Origin of the sequence: Chryseobacterium sp. JJR-5R, assembly GCF_034047335.1 — a bacterium.
Classification (GTDB): domain Bacteria; phylum Bacteroidota; class Bacteroidia; order Flavobacteriales; family Weeksellaceae; genus Chryseobacterium.
Window position 1 is genome coordinate 3,314,183 of record NZ_CP139137.1, and the last position, 22,425, is coordinate 3,336,607.

The 22,425-nt window shown below is 40.1% G+C and carries 14 protein-coding genes and 2 pseudogenes; 5 read left to right on the top strand and 11 right to left on the bottom strand.

Annotated features, from left to right (window positions below; all coding sequences use genetic code 11):
* Positions 1–2: 2 nt before the first annotated feature.
* The 6 genes and pseudogenes from SD427_RS14530 to SD427_RS14555 form a co-directional block, all read right to left on the bottom strand.
* Positions 3–1,865, bottom strand: a pseudogene (locus SD427_RS14530) (RHS repeat domain-containing protein); the annotation flags it as partial.
* A gap of 169 nt (positions 1,866–2,034) precedes the next feature.
* Complete coding sequence (locus tag SD427_RS14535) at positions 2,035–2,439, bottom strand: hypothetical protein (protein WP_320558521.1); 405 nt, start codon at positions 2,437–2,439, stop codon at positions 2,035–2,037.
* Between the two features lie 620 nt (positions 2,440–3,059).
* Entirely contained in the window at positions 3,060–3,503 is a 444-nt protein-coding gene (locus SD427_RS14540) for a hypothetical protein (RefSeq protein ID WP_320558522.1), read from the bottom strand.
* 12 nt (positions 3,504–3,515) lie between these two features.
* Positions 3,516–6,959, bottom strand: a complete 3,444-nt coding sequence (locus SD427_RS14545) for a DUF6443 domain-containing protein (RefSeq protein ID WP_320558523.1) — start codon at positions 6,957–6,959, stop codon at positions 3,516–3,518.
* Between the two features lie 6 nt (positions 6,960–6,965).
* Entirely contained in the window at positions 6,966–10,388 is a 3,423-nt protein-coding gene (locus SD427_RS14550; protein ID WP_320558524.1) for a hypothetical protein, read from the bottom strand.
* A 14-nt stretch (positions 10,389–10,402) separates the two neighbouring features.
* Complete coding sequence (locus SD427_RS14555; protein ID WP_320558525.1) at positions 10,403–11,962, bottom strand: T9SS type A sorting domain-containing protein; 1,560 nt, start codon at positions 11,960–11,962, stop codon at positions 10,403–10,405.
* A 632-nt stretch (positions 11,963–12,594) separates the two neighbouring features.
* Between SD427_RS14555 and SD427_RS14560 the strand changes: the two genes are divergently transcribed.
* On the top strand, positions 12,595–13,095 hold the full coding sequence (locus tag SD427_RS14560; RefSeq protein ID WP_320558526.1) for a DinB family protein: 501 nt from the start codon (positions 12,595–12,597) through the stop codon (positions 13,093–13,095).
* A 59-nt stretch (positions 13,096–13,154) separates the two neighbouring features.
* On the opposite strand, the gene SD427_RS14565 is transcribed toward SD427_RS14560, so the two are convergent.
* The 4 genes and pseudogenes from SD427_RS14565 to lptB all read right to left on the bottom strand — a co-directional run.
* A complete protein-coding gene (locus tag SD427_RS14565; protein ID WP_320558527.1) occupies positions 13,155–14,255 on the bottom strand; it encodes a linear amide C-N hydrolase in 1,101 nt (366 codons plus the stop codon).
* Positions 14,256–14,277: 22 nt separating this feature from the next.
* Positions 14,278–15,228 carry a YafY family protein gene (locus SD427_RS14570; RefSeq protein WP_320558528.1) on the bottom strand — a complete coding sequence of 317 codons (951 nt, stop codon included), beginning with the start codon at positions 15,226–15,228 and terminating at the stop codon, positions 14,278–14,280.
* A gap of 52 nt (positions 15,229–15,280) precedes the next feature.
* Entirely contained in the window at positions 15,281–17,008 is a 1,728-nt protein-coding gene (locus SD427_RS14575; RefSeq protein WP_320561047.1) for an ABC transporter ATP-binding protein, read from the bottom strand.
* 500 nt (positions 17,009–17,508) lie between these two features.
* Positions 17,509–18,234, bottom strand: a pseudogene (gene lptB / locus SD427_RS14580) (LPS export ABC transporter ATP-binding protein); the annotation flags it as partial.
* A gap of 79 nt (positions 18,235–18,313) precedes the next feature.
* On the opposite strand from lptB, the gene SD427_RS14585 reads away from it, so the two are divergent.
* From SD427_RS14585 to SD427_RS14595, 3 genes are all read left to right on the top strand, one after another.
* Positions 18,314–19,777, top strand: coding sequence for a hypothetical protein (locus SD427_RS14585; RefSeq protein ID WP_320558529.1), 1,464 nt, complete (start codon positions 18,314–18,316; stop codon positions 19,775–19,777).
* A 73-nt stretch (positions 19,778–19,850) separates the two neighbouring features.
* Entirely contained in the window at positions 19,851–20,579 is a 729-nt protein-coding gene (locus SD427_RS14590; protein WP_320558530.1) for a hypothetical protein, read from the top strand.
* An 80-nt stretch (positions 20,580–20,659) separates the two neighbouring features.
* Positions 20,660–20,842: a hypothetical protein gene (locus tag SD427_RS14595; RefSeq protein WP_320558531.1), complete on the top strand. Its 183-nt coding sequence runs from the start codon at positions 20,660–20,662 to the stop codon at positions 20,840–20,842.
* Positions 20,843–20,900: 58 nt separating this feature from the next.
* On the opposite strand, the gene hemB is transcribed toward SD427_RS14595, so the two are convergent.
* Positions 20,901–21,890 (bottom strand): porphobilinogen synthase, encoded by a 990-nt coding sequence (gene hemB, locus SD427_RS14600; protein ID WP_320558532.1) that lies wholly within the window; start codon positions 21,888–21,890, stop codon positions 20,901–20,903.
* 122 nt (positions 21,891–22,012) lie between these two features.
* Between hemB and SD427_RS14605 the strand changes: the two genes are divergently transcribed.
* Positions 22,013–22,363 (top strand): T9SS type A sorting domain-containing protein, encoded by a 351-nt coding sequence (locus tag SD427_RS14605; protein ID WP_320558533.1) that lies wholly within the window; start codon positions 22,013–22,015, stop codon positions 22,361–22,363.
* Positions 22,364–22,425: the final 62 nt, after the last annotated feature.

Genomic DNA, 22,425 nt, shown 5'->3' on the forward strand with positions numbered 1-22,425 from the left:
GATTATTTTTTTAGTCCTTTATCATCCGAATAAACTTTATATAAAGGCTGTGTCTGAATTTTTCCGTTAACATCTTTTTTTGCAGCAAAACCTTCATAATATTTTTTTGTCGTTGCCCCAACAGTTTCAAATCTTGTTCTAGCTGATATCATTAAATTATCATATGACATCATGGTTCTTGTTTGATCATGAATTTTATCAAATATTGGACTAGGATTTAATGCTGTCTTTATCGGAATGTCTGTTTTTGTATTTAAAGATTCTTGAGTAATAAGCACATTTTCGACAACCTCATGTGTTATTCCTGTTCCTGTCTGAGTTCCTGTAAAGCTTTCTGCATTTCCCAATACATCTGGATTTGCATACTGAGTTCCTGTGCTAATTCCCGTTGCTGAATTATAATCAGTGCCACCAAAAGATCCTCCAGGCATTAAACCGCCACTTGGCGTTACATTGTTGTTCTCGGCATAAATTCTTGAATCAATATTAGTATTCTTTATACCGTCATATAAAACTTTATCAGTTGCGGAAAGCTTATTATAGTCACTTTTCCCCAAATTTGCAGTGTTTAATTTGCCATTCGAATCCTTTGTCATGGCAAGGCTACTATTTGCATTTAATTGCTCAAGTGCTTTATCAGCTAAATTCCCCAGAAGATGGATATCTTTATTTTCCCTACCATCCGGATCAATAAACCTAATCGGATTATTAAACGCATAATTATATGGACTATGTCTTGTCATCTTTTCGGCCAACGGATCTACGACACTCCATCTTCCAATATCGGGCATATAAAACCTGGCTCCGTAATCATACATCCCGCTTTCTGTCTGTAGTTCCTTGCCATTATACTTGTACTGATACCAAGGGTTTCCCGCCAGTGGATTATAGCCCTCATGCTTTAAGCCAAACGGATAGTAATTGTTTTCTTCAAGAACTTCTGTGCTGCTCCCATTATGGAAATAACTTAAGCGTACATTTCCCAAATGGTCTGCATAGTTGTAAATATACTTATTTTTTACAAAATCATAATACCCTTCTGCTGTCGGCACAAACTGTAAATCCATTGGCAGGGATCCGTCCGGGCTGATCAGTAAATTCTGGTCGGTGCTGTACTGGAAACCATCCAGGTAATCCGTATGCTTCACAGCTCCTAAAGAAGTATTCCCTATAAAATAATTATGCCTTTTGGAAAGCTTCACCCCATCGGCCCGGTACGTATAGTTGGTATTGACGTAATACATTTGCCCCCTCCGGGAAACATATTTGTTAAATTTAAGATAATCGGGAAGATTTAAATAGTTGTATTTGATCTGAAGGATTCCCTTGTCTTCATGGGAGGTCATATTCCCGTTATTATCATAAGGAATGGTAATTCCTGACGTGTCAGGATATCCGTTATATACCGTTGAGGAATCCGTAACGGATTTCAGCCTGTTCCCATCCTGCTCGTATATATAAGTAAGGTTATCAATCAGAAATGCCGGTGCGCCCTGCTGGGATTCTGCCGACCTTTTCAAATGGGCAATATTCCCGTTCAGGTCATAATTGATCTTCTCAAGATATTCCTTTGCTGAAGGATTGCTGTCCGCCTGGTAGAAGCCTGCCGAAAGACGGTTGAGCCTGTCGTATACATAACCGTACCTTCTCAGGTAATCCCCCTGCACGGTACCGGTGCGCCAGTCTACCTCGGCAATGTTCCCGTTATACCTTGGCAGCACTTTTAAACCCGCATCCAGAGCATCGGGCGTTTCAAGACCCTCCACCTGGTTGTATTTGATTTCATAGCCGAACAGCTTCCCGTTCAGGTTCTTCGGATCATTGACCTTAGTCATCCAGCCACGGATGTTGTATCTATAATCAATCATTAAACCTGAAAAAAGTAAATGATGAATAATTATTTTTAAAATTCGCTTAATAACAACGAAGCCAACTCAATTGAATTGGCTTCGTTGTTATGACAGATACGAGCGTGACGCTCGCACCAGCGGGGGTAGAAATCTGTACTTGTGTCTAAGACACCCCAATTATACACTATTTCTTTAAATGCAATCCCTGAAGATTATCAACAAAATATAAGTCATATATTCTTTCTTCTTTACAAATATTTGTTTCTTCATCGAATCTAAAACAATTTACATCCATATAATTTACAGGTTTTAGTTTAATCCCGTTTATTGTAGGAGCCTGAGAAGCTATTGAATGTAAAATAAAATTATAGCTCTTATTTACACTTATTTTTTTATGATTTATTGCATTCTCTTTTTTAGATACTATCTTATACAGGGAATCTCCTTTTTTTGCATACACTAGGTAATAACTGTTTATGGAATCTATTTTATAAACTTCATATTTAGCATTATCTTTATTTTGATCTATATGTTGACTATTACAAGATGTAATTAATGCCAAACTAATTAAAAATATAAAATTTCTCATTGCTTTTTAAGGGTTGGCTTCTTTGTTATTATAGATACGAGCGTGACTCTCGCACCAGCGGGGATTTTGTTTGGCCATTTTTATTTTCTGCACTCTTCTTATCCCCACTGTTTTTATCATCTTCACTATTTAAAACTCCGTTGGCCAATGCTATGCCTACCAGACCGCTAGCCCTGATAATATTATAATTTGTATCCGCAGCACCGGCCCAGAAACGCAATGAGTTTTGAGTATGTCTCTTTAGTTCAGTATATACTGCTGTTCTTGGAGATACCGGTGCAACTGCTCCGGCAGCTGCCGCCCGGCTACCAAAGATGAGCACCTTTTCCAGACCTTCAAGTTCTCAAGCATTAACCACTGCATTTTCAGAGAAATTGTATGGTGACTGATATGCATAATCCTCTGCCAGCGGGTCTACATTAAAGAACCTCCCTGTACTTGGGTCATAATTCCTCCACTTAAAGGAGTTCCAACGGTTTCTTCCTGCTTTTCCTTTATCTAAAAGGTATACAAATATTTCGGAGATACGCTTAAAGAAATATCGTAGTTGCCACCCGAAAATTACAATTCAAAAGTATATTTATGCTTTAAGATAATACAGGTTGTATCAGTATGAATGTTTAATTTATTCTAATTTGATTTGAAAATCTAACAATAAATTTATTCTGATAATAAAATAAATATATGATTCTATATTTTTTATCAAGAGGTATTTCAATACATGCTTTATTTAATTCACTTTGTAAATTCATTATGTTTTTATCATTACCATCCATCTTATATATTATCCTTTCCGAATAATCATCAGGCTTTTGATTATTAGTAATAACTTGTTTATCAAAAATTATTTTTTTGTTAATATTAATTTTTAATTTATCATTAAAATTGTTTTCTATATAAATTATAAAATAATTTTTATCTTTCTCTTTTTTAGATAATAGATACTTTTTTGATTTATCATACTGGATTTCATAAATATCATTACATGAGCTCTGCTTAATACTATTTGTATGGTTTTTACAACTAAATACCATGCAAATTAAAATAAAAAAATATAGTTTCATAATAGCGATTTGTTAAGGTTGTTGATTTTCTATAGTACGATCCATTTTATTAAGTTGTCCAGGAGTCAAACTTGTTCCGTTACTATTTATTTTATAATCTGAATTTGGATTAGCCCCTGAATTTAAAAGGTTATTTTTTATTGTATTTGGTAGGACAGTTGCTGAATTTTGATTAATATCAGACACATGATCTCGGTTTTCCCATGGATGATCTAAGCCTGCAGAATGTGCAGCCTCATGATTAAATGATCTTGTTATGTCACTAGTTTGTCTTTTACTTCCATCAACTGTGGCCGTAACGCCAAATGCATTTGCCTGGGTTTCCCCTAAAGTTGCTGTTACGCCTCCTCTATAAGTTGAAAATTCATCTCCATTATCGTTCGTTATAGTTTGGCTTGTCTGATTTTCTAAACTAACTCTCATAGTTGCATTATCGGAAATTATTAATTGAGCCCTTGCTCCGTCAGCTCCGAATACATTTGAGAAATCTACTTTTATAGAATTCACTAATCTATTATATTGTCTTTCATTAAGTGTAGTGCCATTTGTAATTGATACTGTAAGCTGTCGATTTGTTGTTTGACCTTGAGCATTTTTTGTACTTACCCATTCTAACCCTTCTAGCTCTCTGCCATCAATTACTCTATTCTCAGAAAAGGCATAAATTGAATTATAAGGATATTTTTCCGCCAGCGGATCTATATTAAAGAACCTTCCATATGAAGGGTCATAATTTCTCCATTTAAAGGATACCCAGCCCGTTTCTTCCTGTTTTTCTTGCTCCTGAAAAGTATAAAAATATTTCGGAGATAGCGTTGTTGTGGTATTCAGTCCGCCTCCCCCGAATTCCAATCCAAAAGGATAATAATCCGTTGCACGGTCTATCGCAGCATTTCCGGCATCGTCTTTATAATAAGTAAGCCTTACATTTCCAATCTGGTCTTTGTATTGGTAAAAATACTTATTTTGAACGAAATCATAATAGCCTTCAGCTGTAGGTACAAACTGTAATTGCATCGGGACACTTCCATCCAGCTGAAGGGTTTCATTGACATTGGTATACTGGAACCCGTCCAGGTAATCAGTGTATGATATTGCGCTCTGATTAAGATCCTTAAAATAATTGTGTTCTTTGGAGAGCTTTACGCCGTCTGCTCTGTACGTATAATTGGTATTCACATAATGGATCAGGCCTCTTCTGGAAACGTACTTATTAAACTTTACATATTTGGGTAGGTTAAGGTGGTTATAGTCGATCTGAAGGATGCCTTTGTCAACCTGGCTCTTCATGTTCCCGTTGTCGTCATAGGAAATCAGGCTTCCGGAGGTATCCGGATATCCAAAATAGTTTCCGGAATCATCTGTCACCGTATTTAACCTGTTGCCCATATAAGTATAGGCAAGATTGTCAATACGCTGCTGGCCAATCCCTGAAGCATTACGGAACCTTTGGAGTGTCTGTATATTTCCGTTCAGATCATATGTCAACAGCTCATTGTAATACCCGTTTTCCGGAATCGAGGCACCCGGCTCGGAATAGATGCCGCCTTTCAGTCTTCCCATAGTATCATACCGGTAAGAATACCTTCTTAATCCATTGCTTTCGGGAGAGGCCCAGTCCAGTTCAGCGATATTGCCGTTATAGTAGGGGGATGAAAGAGAAGTATTGACCGGATTATTAAACTTCAGCTCATAGGCAAACAGCTTACTTCCTAAGTTCTGAGGGTTGTTGACCCTGGTCATCCAGCCTTGGATATTGTAGGATTGCTCTATATTCTGAAGCGCAGCAGCAGCACTAGTACCGCCAATTTTCCTATTTACTATTTGTGAAAGCTCGTTGTATACATTCTGGGCGAGTATCTCAACGGGGTTATTGTTTACCTGGTGCTTATGAGCCAGCAGCCTGTTCTGGTGGTCATATTCAAAAGTCTCGGTAATAACATTCTCAGTATCCGTACTAAGCCTTTTATGATATGTTATACTTTTTTCTATCTGCCCTGTAAAATCCAGTTTGAGTTCCTTGTGTGTGTATCCACCCAGATGATTGAATGATTTTGTTGAGATCAGCCTTGCCTCGGAGTCGTAGTAATCATAGTTTGTTGTCCAAAGGTTCCCCTCTATATTTTTTAGGTGATAGGCGGTTCTAAGACTGTTGGTAGATGCATCATTATTCGCATCAAGGGTTTGTGTTAAAGAATGCTGTCCTGATATGGTAGTTGGTACCGCAGGGGCATCACCCGGATAAGTGTCATAGTAATTAACGGTTAATAGGGTTGTACCGGTCGATGGAAAAGCCAGGTTGCGGTAATATAGATTAAGCCCGTTTACGGTACTTGGGTTTGGCACACGCTCTTCGTTACTCGGGGCTGTAGCAGTCAGGCTGTTCAAAGAAGTCTGTACGGCAAGCCTTGACTCTGCGTTCTTATAGAAACCGGTAATAACCACACGCCCGTAGCTGTCGTATTTGGTGTAAATCCAACCCCTGCCCCTAAAGTTGTTATCGGATGTTCTCAGTACAGCATCCTGCGACAAAACCAGGCGGTCCTGCTGATCGTACACAAAGAACTCCCAGCCCTTATTAGGCAGCTTCTTTTCTGCTAACCGCTGCTTTCCGTCATAGTGGTACTGGTAGCATAAAGTATTCAGGATATCATCAGGAACCGTTGTGCCTCCGGCAAGGGCCTTAATACCATCCGCAGCTTTAGGAGGGATAACAAATGCTAAATTGTTATATTCATCATAAATATAATAGGTATCCGCATTTTCAGTAGGGCTAAGCGTCTTGCGGGTAAGCAATAACCGGCCGCTGCCGTCCAGAAACTCATAGGTCACATTGCCGTCTTCATCTGTAATCTTATTTTTATAAAGCTGGTTTTCCTTATAAAACCCGCCCTGTGATCCCGAGTCATCAGCAACCTTAAGCAAAGAATTTGTTATGCCATCAACTGGATTTGTATTGGTAACATACTTTCGGATATCATTCGTTGAATTGGCGGAATAGTCATATTTAACAGGTTTATCCGCCCATGCAGTTCCCACTTTGGTCTGCTCCTGAAGCCGGTCTAAAGGGGAGTTTTCGAGTTTCTTTTCAGCTATAATCCTTTCGTTTCCGTAGATGTCCGATTGGGTGGCGTTAGCCAGAGGAGTAGGGACTATATTCCCGTTAAGCGTACCGGCCTGTGGCACGGGTAAAAATTCTTTCACCTGTCTGCCAAAGGCGTCATATTCAAAATGGGTGACCACATCTTTTCCTGCCGGTGATGCTTTAACATTAACGATCTGTTTAGCCCTGCCGAGGCCGTCAATATATTCTACCGTTATCTCTTTTTTTATACAGTCTGCATCGAGGCATTTTATAGACTGCACATAGTTCTCACTCCCGGACTGGGAATAGGACATCGATGCCAGGGCTATCGCCAGCAGTGCAAATGTTTGTTTTACTATATAGGTTCTCATGTTTGGTTATGGCTTATAGTTGTATTTGTATTCGGCAGCCTTTTTATCCGTATAGGCTCCTGCATTGTCCTTGCTTCTCACTTTGGTTTCCTTGAGCCTGTTCGCGGCATCATAAGTAAACACCTGGCGTATCCCCGATGGCGGAGTAATCGAGGTCACCCCGATCAAAGGGTCATAGGTATAGGTCGTTACTTTTTTATCTGCCAGCTGGCTGTTTTTCCTGAAACTACTTAAAGCATCGAGCAGCAATCCTTCTTTGTTAGGGTCAGCACCATCTTCGTTTGAGGCACCAATAATTGCAGTCGGGGAAGCAAGGGAATTTAGCTGGTCATACGTCATCCCTTCCACCTTGGCAATAGGCTGGGTCTTGTTGTACCCCCAGATAATGGTTACCGGAATACCGTCTTTACCGGTATACTGAAGGACATTGCCTTTCTCGTCATACTTATCGTAAGACACTTCCGTGGACATTACCCCTGTAAGCTGGTCAGATGATTTTGCAGAAAGTGGTAACAAAAGACTGCCGGCCTGCGAAGTCGGATAAGAATTCTGATCAGGATAGACAGTTTCTACTCTTGAAGTTGTTTTTCCAGGATCATTGAGGTCTTGCCTCTCAATAACAAGAGTTTCCAACGGGATACCTGTCATGTTTGCTGAAACTAATTTCTGATTATTTTTTTCTACCGCATATTGATAGGTGGTCTCAATAATTGCTCCTTCAGGTCTTTTAGCAATCTCCCTGGTTACCTGACTATGGGCAGGCATCCCAGAATATTCATAATTAATGGTTGAAATGAGCTTCCTATAGTTGTCTTCAGAGGTGTTCAAGCTGTCTGCCGCAAGGTAATCTCCGTAATTATTGTAGAATGATACAGGAACTTCATCAATATATTCCGTGATTCTTTTTCTTTGAAGCTTAGTATCTACTGTATAATTTTTATAAACAGAAATATAAAAATTAGCAATACGCTGAACACTTGTCGATCCACAGACACCATTTGTAATATCATCAAAAGTTTGAGAAATAAATAAGTTAGGATTTGTACTGATTATATTGTATTTATTTTGAAGTCTCTCTTCTTTAATCTTAACAATACTATTGCCTTTTTTCCTAAAGTACCGTATTTGATTTAAGGTGCCGCTGAATGACAATCGGTTGCCTTTAGCAGAAAAATACATATTGTTAAGCATAGTTCCGAACATGTTTTTTAATCCACCCTGAAGATCCGTAAACCCCATACCGCTTGACGGAGGCCCCGCTGAGTTTCCGGGTGCTGATGCAGGTTGGATTCGTATTAATGGATCATCAGAATCTGTTTTAAAAGATTTCTGATAACCTCCTGCCTCAAAATGATCCCCTCCAACACTACAGGTTACAAATCTATATCTATTCCGTAATTTATTATTATATAATTCTGATGAATTATTTGAACTGTGAAGTGAATAAAAAACGGGACCTGATAATCCATCATGCGTTTCTTTAAAAGCTACATCCTGGGTAGTAGGGAAAGTCATAAAATCAATGGCATTAAGATCTTCTTCTTTCGCATTATATAATTGAATAGGACGATAATAAAATCTTTTGTACTCACTATTCTGTCCGTTTTCGGAATGGGTCACTGCTTTTAATCGTAATCCAAAATCATCAACAGGATCTTTATGGCTATAGGAAAATGTTAAATTGGCTGATCCCCAAGGTTTAAATGAAATGATATACCTTTTATCTTTATATAAGGAAAAATGCCCTGTAATGGAATCACTTGGTGCATAGCCATAGTATTTGTAGTCTGAATGGATCAGTTGATTGCTGTCTAAATCACGTATCTCAAAACTTGCTATATTCATATGGTTTTGACTTTGAGGCCCTGAATAAGTTTTCAATATATAACTGATAAGCTGATCAGACTGAAGATTCTCAATAATTTTTGTTGTGGTTCCCCCTTGTAAGGGTAAAGGAAAAAACTCATCCGGCATTGACACATTGGTGTGAAATAAAGCTCTGGATTTTGGAGATTCATACTCGAATTTTGTTTTTCCCCCTGTAGGGTAAATAACTTCTGTAAGTATACCTTTTGATGCATAAGAGAAGTCTGGCCTACGATCACCTAATATCGATAGGGTATATTGATTATACGATGCACTTGGCGGCATTGGAGTATTGAAAAAGCCCGCTATCAAAGACGGATTTCCTCGTCCGTTGAAGTAGCCAAACATATCCTGGCTGTACGATAGCCTTGAAGGCAGGCTTAGAGGGTCATTATAGCTGAATTGATATTTTTTTTCAAATATATCATTAACGTAAAATTTTATTTGACTAAGATAAAATCTTTCAAGCGTTTGCTTGATCTCAGGATCTTCAAAAAGATAATTAAATAGTATCTTTTTAAACAATACATTATGTACTCGATATTCAATTTCTGACAGGTATTTCTTAAAATCAGAGTCTGTCTTGTCAGAATATATAAAGTTAATAATGTCTCCATTTTCACTATTGCTGATTGTTTTAATTCTTTTCTTATTTCTTGTATAATGCGTTTGTGTATTTAGACGAAGTGTAGGTTCGATATTTGGTATATTCCCGCCATTCATAACACTAGTACATAAATAGAGCGAATGGATTTCACTGATTTTATTAACAGTAAGCAGCGTCTCTTCATAAGAAAAATTAATTTTTTCTCCAGTTAAAGATTGAATTTCTTTTAAAAAAAATGAGGTTACCGCATAATCGCCCGGTGGATTGGCCGGCATTGCTTTTGAGGCGGTGGTTTCCCAAAAGTCTATGCTCCCGCCAAAGATATATTTTACCCCATCGTTTGTCGTTATTTCAAAACCTGTAAATTTTCTGTTATTGGTTTCTCCATTGGGAAGGATATTCTTTATTTTTATATCATCGTCATTTTTCAGAAAGACCGGCAGAAAATTCTGGTCTAGATAAAAAGAGCCGGATATATCTGCGAATCTGAATTCAAAAAGATCACGTTCCGTATCCATTTGAAAAGGAGTATAGCATGCCGACCTAATCTCTTCATCAGCGGCGCAGTCTGAAGCGGTTTTCTGAATAAGTTCCGCTTCACTCTTGTTCATACGCATGGTAGCGAGCTCATCAATCAAGCCATTAACAGTTCTTGTAACAACCCCTCCGGTATTTAATACCCAAGTCATCCCGGACTCATTTGGTAAATCATCAACTTTTACCCCAGCCCCATTATATAGAATACTTATACCGGTACTTAGTTTATTTGCTTTGTAATTAAACAAAGGGATGTTTACATTCGCTGAACCTATATGCTCATTCTCAGAAACCGCATTGGTAGCTTTAATAAAGGAAAACGATTGTGGGCTTGGAGGAATAAAGCCGGATTGCGAGAATATCAATACGGAATAAAGAAGCATTGAAATCAATAATAAGTCGAATTTTATTTTCTTCATGGTCTGGTCTATTTTTATTTCTTAATCAGTTTAGCACTCGCCGTTTTTCCCTCAGCCGTTTTTACACTCACTAAATAAGCCCCCTGAATCAGCGGCTGCGTATTGATCTTGGTCACTTTGTTCTTCGTTTTCACATTTTGAAGCTGTCTTCCGCCCATATCATATAATGTGATATCCGCTTCCTTAAAATCAAATCCAATTTCTACATATGCATAATCACTTACCGGGTTCGGGTAGATCTTAATATCCTGCTTTTCGATCAATTGGTCAATCTGTTTATCCCCAAGCTTTACAATCTTCCAGTTCTCTTTCCCAAGTTCCTCAGCACTGGTGCCGGCCAGGATAATCGAGCCGTCGCGGTTAAGCTTTAAATCTGACAGTCGCTCTTCCCGCTGCCTCTTTTCTCCCTTCACATGCTTTCGCCACTGCTCATTCCCGTTCTGGTCCAGACACAGCATCCAGAACGTCTCATCATCCGTTTCGATCCTTTGCTCAGCCTGGGTATAACCGCCCAATAAAATCCCGGTCGTAATGTCTTGGCTTTTGATTCTTGTATCTTGTGTCTTCGTAATCACACTCATTCCCATTAAAATATCCCGGTTCTTGAAACTGTACGACTTCTGCCAGATCTCTTCGCCTCTTTCATCTAGTGAAATGAGCCACAGATCCGTGCCTTCTTCGATGCCCGTCGTTTTATTCCCGGATCTTTCCGATCTCGATTCCCCGCCGATCAGAAAACCGGTTGAAGTCAGGGCCAGAGTCCTTGGGTGGTCATCGCCCTTGCCACCGAAATTCTTTTCCCATTCTACCCTGCCGTCTTTATTAAGCTTAATGATCCAGTAATCCCCTTCGCCATAGTTCTCTGTTTTCTTTGATCCTCCTGCTGCGCTTCTTGAATAGACTCCCAGTAAAGCACCGCCGTCTTTGGTCGGAACCATTTTCTCCACTTCATCCAGGCCTTTCCCGCCTAAGATCAACTGGGATAATTCCTTCCCGTTTTTATCCAGCCTGATGACCAGAACATCTTTCGAGCCGTAGCCTTTGGCGGCATTCTGTATATTCCCCGCAACAAAGAATCCGAAATCAGTCGTCTGGATCACCGCCCTGGCCTCTTCATCAGAAGCTCCGCCAATGGTCTTTTGCCACAATTCATCCCCGAATTCATTAATCCGGATCAGCCAGATATCAGAGCCGCCTTTGGAATCTTCCTTCTTATCAAGGCCTTTCGGGCTGTAGGAAGTACCTGCTAAAAGGAACCCACCCTCTTGGGTATTAACCGTAGCCGATAAAAAATCGTGGTTCTTCCCGGAGAAATATCTTTCCCAGACTTCTTCGCCCTGCTGGTTTAATTTTATCAGGTGAAAATCGTACCCTTGGTTTTGTTTGTTATCCGAAGAAATTTTATCGGACCGGATGCTGCTTCCGGAAATTAAGTATTGCCCGTCGATGGTGGTGGTGACCTGGGAAAGGAAATCCTGCGTTGAGGATTTGATGTCCTTCTGCCAGAGGACTTCCTGGGCTGAAATGCCCAGAACCGTACACACGGTCAGTGCACTCATGTAGAGTTTTTTCATGTCCTTAGTATTTTAATTATTATTTTTTATAATTCCTGCAAAAATATACTTTTTACCTTATGATTAAGAGATTTATTCCATCAATTTAACATCATAATAACCATTGTCCGGCAAAGCTATTACCGTAAGGCGACAAATCATGTCGTATTAAATTTATTGACATTAATTTTCTTGCTCAACTATAATATCGTTTCAATAAATCACCATTTTTATAAACTAAAATCCAATTAAAAATCTGTATTTTCTTATGAAACTAAAGCCCTTTAACCCATTCTGAGCAAATCCATGTAAACCGGCAGGGTCATAGCGTAAACTTATTCAGGCAATCAGTCTTTTTGGATATCGGATCCGTGATTATGGAAACCGGGCGGAACTGTGCCTTTAAGAAAAGTTCCGGCATAGGGTCCCGAAGAAACCGGCAGTGACCTGAATAAAAATCCTTAAGGAAAAAAATTACCGGTCTGCTCAAATTATTTATATGTATAACCTATAATAGGAGATTGTTTATGAATAGAAAAATCAGGCTGATATTTTAAAGTGAAATAATTTTAAGTATTGAAAATACTGCTGACAAACTGTTGTCACAACATGGCTTTACCTTTGTACCAGCAATAACAAACACTATTAAAATTATGACTGCAACAACTACAACTACAAACACCATGGCACAGTTCCTGACTGCTGAACAATTGCTGAATCATTGGCAGGGACACCGGAATTTAACCCGCAGGATCATCGAAGCCTTTCCGGAAAAGGAATTATTTGAATTTTCAGTTGCCGGGATGAGACCTTTCGCGAAACTGGCCGTTGAGCTGATCAGCGTAGGTGGACCAGGGCTGAAAGGTATTGTCAGCCAACAGACAGAAGCTTATGACGAGGAAGCTTTCAACCCGAAAACCAAGGAAGAACTTCTCAAGAAGTGGGATGAGGAAACGGAAACCATCAACCATTATTTTGTACAGATTCCGGAAGAGCGTTTCCGGGAAAACTTTAATTTATTCGGCCAGTATGAGTTTCCGGTGTATGAAAATATCCTGTATTTCGTAGACAATGAAATCCACCACCGCGGCCAGGGGTATGTTTATTTAAGGGCTCTAGGAATTGATCCTCCTTTTTTCTGGGAAAGATTTTAACCTCAGGATCGCTAAAAAAAAGCTTTCAGAAACAATCTGAAAGCTTTTTTCCGGTTTATTTATTCCGGAAGAATATTTTTAAAGAATTTAATGATATTCCCTTTGAGCTTGGTAAACATATCTGAAGTCCCGAACTCTTTGTTATCATAACCTATAGGAAACCCTTTTTCTACATATTCATTGTTTTTGCTTAATGTAAGAACATTGAAATCTTTATTCACTTCTCCCATGCTTTCGGTATGGATGTCTAAGAATTTCACAGTAGCATTTTTAGAGAAATCCAGCTTTTTCATGTCGATTGTTTTCACTTCTTTTTTAAGATCGGACCGGAACGAGAGGTTCATATGCTTAAGGTCAATCACCGTCTGCCATTCTCCGGCATGGATTGAGTTCAGAATATTCCAGGCATAGGCCACCGGCTTCTGGTCGTATTTGTAGTTATTCAGCATATAATAGGCCCGGTTGTAACGGTCTTCCCATTTCCCCTGATCCGCAAAATTAAATTTTTCCTGACCGCCTAAAAAATCAAATTTCTGAGCGCCGGCCAGATCTTTCTTATACTGGTTGTTGCATAAAAGAGGCATCGGCATATCTTTATCGGTCAGCACTTTATACTTTCCGTCCAGCAATGCAATGGTTGCCGCATTACCGGCTGCATCGCTCAGGAAGAAATGGCTTCCGGCGGCATTCGGCCACCAGTCGATATTCGGGCCTTGATTCAGGTGATCCACAACTTCTTTTACCGATTTGTAATTATCCAGCTGATACTGGATCCACTGTGCCCAGAACATATCCGGCTGTGAAGGGTTTTTTACTTTTGAAGTCTCTTCAAGGTAAAGTTCCACCAGGAAAAGCCCTTTTTCATTTACTCCGTAACACGGGAAGTCATAGCCCAGCAGATTGAAGGTTACGGAACCGTATTTTGAACTCCACTGCTTGGCGTACTTTGAGTTGTCGGTCGTCAGGTTTTCCCAGCTGATGTTTCTTTTCTCAACATCGCGCTTATTGACCACAATCATCCCCGGCATCGTTTTCCAGTTTTCATTGAAGCCGACGACACAGTGGTTTTTCCCTTTCAACAGAAAAGCGGAACATGCAGAAGCAGCTGTTGAATAAACGACGGTACATAATAATAAACAACGTAACAGTAAAAATTTCATAATGAATTTGAATAATAATATTTTAGATTTTTTTTGAAATGTCTGCCATTAATTTTTTAAGGCTTTCTTTAAGAGATTCAGGTTCCAGGATCTCCGCATAATCTGCAAAGGTAATCAACCAGCGCGGAAAACCCTCATCGATCCAGTCGGTTTCGAAAATAAGTTCCGTGTTATCCCCTCTTTCTATCTCTTCGGTAAGGCCGTAATATTTTTTGGAATTGATGATGTGTGCGATGATTTTTTTCTCTACCAGAAGCCTGACCCTGGTTTTATTTCCGTTCGGGGCTTTCCGGTAGTCATTGATCTGCCCATATTCCTGCAGAAACGGATATCCGGTTATGGAAATCTGCAATATCCTGTCAATCCTAAACTGCCGAAAATCATTCCTTAAGGTACAGAATGCCATGATATACCAGAAATTAAATTCGAAAAAAACGCCGACCGCTTCAACAGTCCTTACAGACACTTTATGATCAGCGGTTTTATACTCCATGAGCAACTGCCTTTTTTCGGCGATACTTTCCAGAATAATCGGAATCACATTTTTAATAGGGTCCTCGGTTTTCGGCTGGTAATTGTAGATATCAATCTGTTTTTCAATATTTCCGATCAGATTCCGGTCTGAAAATTTCAATACGGAACGAACTTTCTCCATAGCAGACCGGTAATGGCTGCCCAGGCTTTCGTGCAGAAATTTCTGCATGAGCTTTTCTGCCGTAATGAAGCTCAGAACTTCTTCTTTGGTAAACATAACGGGCGGAAGTTTATACCCTTCCATTAGAGAGTATCCGCTTCCCGCCTCTCCGACAATAGGGATGCCGGCATTTTCCAGGGTTTTAATGTCGCGGTAAATTGTTCTTATGCTCACTTCAAACTTTTGGGCAAGATCCTGTGCGCGTACAACCGGCCTGGACTGCAGCTGAGTGAGGATAGCGGTTACCCGGTCGAGTTTTTTGAGGTAGTGATCATTCATGGAGCGAAACAGAAATTTGAAGTGTAAAGCCAATATACTTTATACTTTAATATCAATTGTCTTTAAAACTATTCACCAGCTTATCAAGGTTCAGGCTCCTTGCGGAAGCATCAAAAATTTCACGGTAGGTTCCGTTGAGCTGTACCAGTTCATCATGGGTGCCGTTTTCCACAACTCTTCCTTTTTTCATTACATAAATGTTGTCGGCATCTAAAATCTGCGATAAGGAATGGGAGATCATAATTACCGTACGGCCTTCTTTTATGGCATCCAGGGAATTTTTAATCTGTTCCGTGGAAATGGCGTCGAGGCTTGCCGTAGGCTCATCCAGGAAAATAACCGGTGGATTTTTCAGGAACAGCCGGGCAATGGCAATCCGCTGCTGTTGTCCGCCGGAAAGCTGGGTTGCATCGTGCCGGTATTGGTCCGGAAGTTCCAGGATCTGCTCATGGAGATAGGCTTTTTTTGCAGCCTCCTCAATTTCCCTGAAATCGGCATTCATATTGCCGTAACGGATGTTATCTTCAATGCTTCCCTGAAAAATATGGTTTTTCTGAAGCACCAGGCCCAGATCACTCCTCAGGAAGGTATTATCAAAATTATTTAAATCCTGATCATCCAGCAAAATCTCTCCTGAATCCGGAAGATAAAATTTACACAACAGATTGATGACGGTAGATTTTCCGGCTCCGCTAAGGCCTACCAAAGCCGTAGTCTTCCCGTTCTCGATTTTCATAGAGACCTCATGCAAAGCGTGGGTCCCGTTAGGATAGGTAAAACTGACATTTTTAAGTTCAAAGTTCCCCTTGATATTTTTTTCTGTAAAAGTTCCGTTGGGCTCTTCTTCGTTATCGGCATTCAGAATATCGAAATATCCTTCGGCATAGATCATTGCATCATTCATATCGTCATAAATCCGGTGCAGCTGGCGAATCGGCGCCGAGACATTGTTGAAGAGCATGAGGTGCAGCATGATGGCCCCGATGGTCATCTGCTGATCCAGGACCAGGTAAACCGTGAGAAGGATAATCAGCACCACGCCGAACTGCTCGATAAAAGTTTTCAGTCCGTCATAAATAAAATTGGTCCGGCGGGTAAACATCTGGCTTCCCATCAGCTGCATCTGCAGGTCGTACTGCTTTTTTCCTTCAAACTTTTCGCGGACAAAACTTTTGATCACCATAATGGAATTGATCAGGTTCAATAATCCAGAGGTTTTCTGCTCCCGCTGGTTCCTTAATGTTCTCCGCACGCCGCCCAGCTTTTTCGCCTGCAAAGAGCTGATGTAAAAATAAATGGGAACAATGATGGTAGAAACCATACCCACATACACATTCTGCATATACATGATCACCAGTGCAATGATTGAATTGGAAAACAGGGGCAGCATATCGATGAAAAAATTCTGCACCAGCCTTGTCAGGCTTTCTATGCCGCGGTCGATCCTGATCTGGAGCTTTCCGGATTCATGGTTTTCATCATTAAAATACGCCACTCTGTAGGTAAGAATCTTATCAATGGCCGACTGTGCCAATACGGAGCTTACATTGATCCTGATTTTTTCGCCGTAAAATTTCTGTCCGAAATTAATAAAGATATTCAACAGTTCTTTTCCGAGTAAAATGACGGAAATCAGCACCAACACATGGATGCCTTCAGACATCGGGTGCGGAAGATGGGTCAGGCTGGTTACCTCATCAACGGTATATTTCAGCACCAGCGGGTTAACCTGCGCAGCAAGCGCCCCTAAAAACGTAAGGAACAGCGTCCCGTAAATCATTAACCTGTACGGCCGGATAAACGGAATAAGCTGTTTATAAATCCCGAATAAAGTAAGTGTTCTGTTGAAAGGCTTTGCCATAAGAATGGGTTTAACGGAAACACGCACCGTTTACTGGAGAAAAGGTACGTTTTATTCTGTTTTAAAGCAAATCTGCCTGTTAATTATCCTTCGTAAATATAGGTGGTAAGGTAGTGAAGCTCAGGTGTACCGGCTGCTTTTGATTCTGCTTCCGCCTGCTCTTTTGAATATTGGGAATTGATTTCCTTTTTCTGCAATACAAAAGAATTATTGGCGTTTTTATCAACCACCTCATTGAAAATATGCTGGATTTCAGATTTTCCGAGCGAGGCAAAACTGATGTCCTCAAACCCGTAGATCAGTCTCAGGTCATCGAACTGCGTAAAATTTTCATCCACAAAATCCTGAAACCGGGCTTTGGAATCAAAGTTCCCGGCCCAGATGTTATAGCCATAGCTTTTCTTTTTCGGCTTGTCCAGGATACTCTGGTATACAAAGTTCTCGCCCAGATAGGCTTCCCTTACCTGAGGGTCATTCGCCAGTTCTTCCGGAAGGCCTTCTTTCAGGATCTTCCCTTCGAACATGATATAGGTTTTATTGGTAATAGCCAGGGTCTGCTGAACATTATGGTCGGTAATTAAAATCCCTATATTTTTATCCACCAGGCTTCTTACGATTTTCTGGATATCTTCCACGGCAATCGGGTCTACCCCGGCAAAAGGCTCATCCAGAAGAATAAAACTCGGATCCGTAGCCAGGCACCGCGCAATTTCCGTTCTCCTCCTTTCTCCTCCCGACAAAAGGTCACCACGGTTTTTGCGGACATGCTGCAAAGAGAATTCTTCTACCAGCTCATCACATTTCATTTGTTGCTCCCGTTTTGAAAGCCTGGTCAGCTGCAGGACTCCCATGATATTTTCTTCCACCGAGAGTTTACGGAATACGGAAGCTTCCTGCGCCAGGTATCCGATTCCTTTCTGTGCCCTGCGGTACATGGCATCGGTAGTAATTTCCTGCTTATCCAGGAAAATTTTTCCGGAAGTCGGCTTAACCAATCCTACAATCATATAAAATGAAGTGGTTTTCCCTGCTCCGTTCGGGCCGAGCAAACCTACTATTTCGCCCTGCTGAACCTGCACAGACACACCCTTTACTACTTTTTTGGGACCGTATTCTTTGATTAAGTTTTCTCCGCGTAAAATCATAACAGCAAAGATAAAAATTTCTTAACAAGTTGATTAAGTTTAATCTATTTATAATGATTAGTTTTGCAAAAAAATTACAATGAGGCATATTTACTTTCTGTTTTTATTTTTAACTTCTTTGTCATTAACATCACAAACTTCCGAAGGCAATGTTTTATACGGAACTGCCGCTTTTGAAAATTTCGGAAAAAGCATAGGCATGGCAAATAATGGAGACCGTATAGCAGTAGGCATCCCGTCCAATAACGAACTGGGAAATCATTCGGGCAATATAAAAATTTATGACTGGATCAACGGCGCATGGGTATTGACAGGAAATATCTACGGTCCTGCAAATTCTTATCTGGGAACAAATGTAAATATATCTGAAAACGGGAAAACGGTAATTGCGACAACAGATTATAATATAGGAACTGCCAGCCAGAATATCTGTGTATATGAACTTCAGAACAGTGCATGGAATATGACGTGGAATCTTATAAATTACGGAAGCAGCAATCTTACTTTCGGCTCATATACAGGAGTTTCGGATGACGGAAATACAATTACCCATTCCAGCGTAAATATCGGCGGTACTTCAAACAGTGCAAACGGCAGAGTTTTTATTTTAAGAAAGATCAATAATGTCTGGACAGAAATCGGCTTGATTCAGGAAATGTCTTTAAATATCGGTAACGGTAATTATTTCGGGCATACTACAAGGCTTTCTCCGGACGGAAATAAGATTTTCATCAGCGCACCGATAAGAGGATCCCTGTATTCCTATCAATATTCAAACGGACAATGGACACAATACGGTGGTGAAATCCTTGAGGCTAACAATGGTTCCCTGCAATTCGGAAAATCTTTTTCTATCAATTCTACTGCTGACATACTTGCTGTCGGAAACACGTCTTACAATAATATGACTACAAAAAACGGAGCAGTAACATTCTATTCGCTTGTTAATGGAAGCTGGACGAAGAAAGGACAGATTACTGGTATGGCAAGCCAGTTTATGGGAACTACCGTAAGCATCTCCGACAATAACCTGGTGGCCATTTCAAACAACACCAATAATCTGAATCAAAATGTTTCCGGAAGTCTAACAGTTTATAAATTTGATCTTACCAATCAGACCTTTACCAAGCTTGGCGCAACTTTAAATGCGGAATACCTTGACTACATGACCATCAACGACATTTCAAAAACATCTAATAAAGTGGTAACAGCAGGATACTATGCCAACAATCCTAACAATATAAGGACCGGGTATGTAAAAACATTCGGATATGACGCTTTTCTGAATACAAAAGATGTTTTTGCTGATAAGAAATCTGTAACCGTTTATCCCAACCCTACCAAAGGAAGAATATATTTCGATGATCTGGAAAATAAGATCAGCTCGGTAAAAGTATTTAATGCGAATCAGCAATTAATTTTAGAAAAGGAGATTAATGCTAACGAGAAAAGTCTGGACCTGCCTTCTGCCGCCACTCTGTGTTTTGTAACTTTTTACCTTAAGGATGCGACAACTCTGACTAAAAAAATCATTGTTCAGTAAAATTTAATTATACACTCACAAAAAGTATTTAATTTCCATAATTTTATAATACCAATCAAAACATCATATTACTATGGAAAACAATCAACAACTTACGGAACTTCTGGCGCTGGACCTGGGCATCGATATTATCAACCGCAGGCCTTGTGCCAAGGAAGTGTTTAAATGGCAGGACATGGATCTGCTTCCGCATTCTTCCACAGACACCATGCTGTGTGAAATTTATGAGTGGAACGGCAGGAACTGGCGCACTACCAACAATAACCTGATCGGCTATCTATTTTCGGGAGCACAGCTGAATACGGTAAAAGAACAGTTAATCAATATCCGGAAGTTTCCTGCCTTAATTCCTGATTTTGAATTCACAAAGGAAAACATGACGGAATTCGGGCTTTCACTGCCTTCGCTGTTCAATATCGGAGTGAACGGGAATATCAACAGTGCCAAAGCTTTTTCGGTACGGGTAAACGGGGTTACCAAATCCAGGATTACCAATATCGATTCGCCGGGTATTGAAATCCTGAGAAGCTATTCCGGATTCACCCAGGACCAGTCCAGATCCTACAGGAAAAACATCAAGTTCAATTATCTGAGTGCCTCCTTATTTTATGCAGACAGTGTTGAAATCTATCTCGAGAAGGAATCCGGAGCGGGGATTGACGTAAGCTTTCAGACCGAAGATGTCGACGTAACGGCTAAAGTGGATACCGACACCAAAAAACATTTTGTTCTGAAATACAAAGGAAATCAGGCACCTTTTGCGGCAAAATTTACAAAGGGAAAGGATTTTAACATCATGTAATTTAAAACATCATTAATATATTTATATCACGTGATAAATTTTCATTACCTTAGACACTGTTAACCAAACACTTGTTTATCATGAAAAAATTAACCAAAAAAGATCTGATGAAGATCGGCGGCGGAAATATCCGTCCGCCGGATGCCAACGGGAACTGCCAGCCGGGATGGTACCTGTGCCCGTCTGGTATCTGCGTCTATGACAAGGGCGGCCAGAATCCTATCGTACCTGGGTCTCCCCATTATAATGCATGTTTCGGATAGGCGCTAAAAACAAATAACACCTCAGGCTGAGGTGTTATTTGTTTTTATTTTTAATTAATTATCTGTTTAAAAGAATAGCCGCTTCTTTGGCAAAGTAAGTAAAGATCATATCTGCACCGGCTCTCTTGAAGCAGGTCAGGCTTTCAATAATCGTTTTGTCATTATCCAGCCAGCCGTTCTGCGCTGCTGCTTTTACCATGGCGTATTCCCCGCTTACATTATATACTGCGATCGGTAGGTCGATTGCCTCACGGACTTTGGAAACAATGTCCAGATACGGGAGCCCCGGTTTGATCATGATAATATCAGCGCCTTCTTCAATGTCTTTAAACACTTCATTAAGTGCTTCGCGTGAGTTATGAAAATCCATCTGATAGGTTTTTTTATCTTTCGGGATTTCCATGTCATCCTTCGGTGCGCTGTCCAGAGCGCTTCTGAACGGACCGTAAAAAGAGCTGGCGTATTTTGCGGCGTAACTTAAAATCCCGACATCGGTAAATCCACTGTCTTCCAGTGCTTCACGGATTGTCTGCACCCTGCCGTCCATCATATCGCTGGGCGCTACAATATCGGCACCGGCTTCTGCATGGGATACTGACATTCTGGCCAAGGCATCATTGGTGGCATCGTTCACAATTTTGCCGTTCTCAATAATTCCGTCGTGCCCGTAGATTGAATACGGGTCTAAAGCAACATCCGGCATTACGATCATTTCCGGAACGGCATCTTTAATAGCCCGGATCGTATTCTGCATCAGCCCGTTCCTGTTCCATGCTTCTTTTCCGGTATTGTCTTTAAGGTCTTCAGACACTTTCATGTACAGGTTAACCGCTTTTACACCTAAGGAAAACAGCTCTTTGCATTCTTTAATGGTAAGATCTAAGCTCCTCCTGAAAATCCCGGGCATTGACGGGATGGGTTCTTCTTTGTTTTCGCCTTCCATGACGAATACAGGCATAACGAAATCGCTTGTGGTAAGGGTGCATTCTCTCACCAGGCTCCTGACGGATTCGTTAACCCTCAGCCTTCTGTTTCTTGAATGTATCATTGTTTGGAATACTTTTTGAATAAAATTTAATACAAATTTACTATAAGTTCTGTAATAAACTATTGCGAGCAATTGCAGAATTGTTTAGTTTTGTTATAATATAGTTACGAAATTTTAATTTGATGAAAAAACTTTTACTTTTATTTATATTTTTAGGCACTTTTGTTGGATTTTCCAGCAATATGAAGGCACAGATCAAAGAGCCCAGTTCGTTTTCTCATAAGTCTGATGACGGGGTATTGGTTGCTTATCCTAATCCTGCCAGGGATTTTCTTATTATAAAAGCCAAAGAACCTAACCTGAAAGTTAAGAGTGTCACCTTCTACTCTATTCTGGGAACACAGGTAGCTAATTACTCCGTAAACATGAATTCCGGAGAAATCAATATCGAAAAACTTAAACCCGGAAAATACCTGATCCGGTATATTTTGAGCGACAACACGATAAAGGTCACTCAGATTGTAAAACAATAATACACATCAAATCCTGATAATCATCAGGATTTTTTCTTTTGGCTCAGTTCTGTTTTAATATT

Coding starts and splice junctions, on each gene's coding strand:
- SD427_RS14535 (WP_320558521.1), bottom strand. CDS start 2,439: ATGAGAAATTTTATATTTTTAATTAGTTTGGCATTAATTACATCTTGT.
- SD427_RS14540 (WP_320558522.1), bottom strand. CDS start 3,503: ATGAAACTATATTTTTTTATTTTAATTTGCATGGTATTTAGTTGTAAA.
- SD427_RS14545 (WP_320558523.1), bottom strand. CDS start 6,959: ATGAGAACCTATATAGTAAAACAAACATTTGCACTGCTGGCGATAGCC.
- SD427_RS14550 (WP_320558524.1), bottom strand. CDS start 10,388: ATGAAGAAAATAAAATTCGACTTATTATTGATTTCAATGCTTCTTTAT.
- SD427_RS14555 (WP_320558525.1), bottom strand. CDS start 11,962: ATGAAAAAACTCTACATGAGTGCACTGACCGTGTGTACGGTTCTGGGC.
- SD427_RS14560 (WP_320558526.1), top strand. CDS start 12,595: ATGACTGCAACAACTACAACTACAAACACCATGGCACAGTTCCTGACT.
- SD427_RS14565 (WP_320558527.1), bottom strand. CDS start 14,255: ATGAAATTTTTACTGTTACGTTGTTTATTATTATGTACCGTCGTTTAT.
- SD427_RS14570 (WP_320558528.1), bottom strand. CDS start 15,228: ATGAATGATCACTACCTCAAAAAACTCGACCGGGTAACCGCTATCCTC.
- SD427_RS14575 (WP_320561047.1), bottom strand. CDS start 17,008: ATGATTTACGGGACGCTGTTCCTTACGTTTTTAGGGGCGCTTGCTGCG.
- SD427_RS14585 (WP_320558529.1), top strand. CDS start 18,314: ATGAGGCATATTTACTTTCTGTTTTTATTTTTAACTTCTTTGTCATTA.
- SD427_RS14590 (WP_320558530.1), top strand. CDS start 19,851: ATGGAAAACAATCAACAACTTACGGAACTTCTGGCGCTGGACCTGGGC.
- SD427_RS14595 (WP_320558531.1), top strand. CDS start 20,660: ATGAAAAAATTAACCAAAAAAGATCTGATGAAGATCGGCGGCGGAAAT.
- hemB (WP_320558532.1), bottom strand. CDS start 21,890: ATGATACATTCAAGAAACAGAAGGCTGAGGGTTAACGAATCCGTCAGG.
- SD427_RS14605 (WP_320558533.1), top strand. CDS start 22,013: ATGAAAAAACTTTTACTTTTATTTATATTTTTAGGCACTTTTGTTGGA.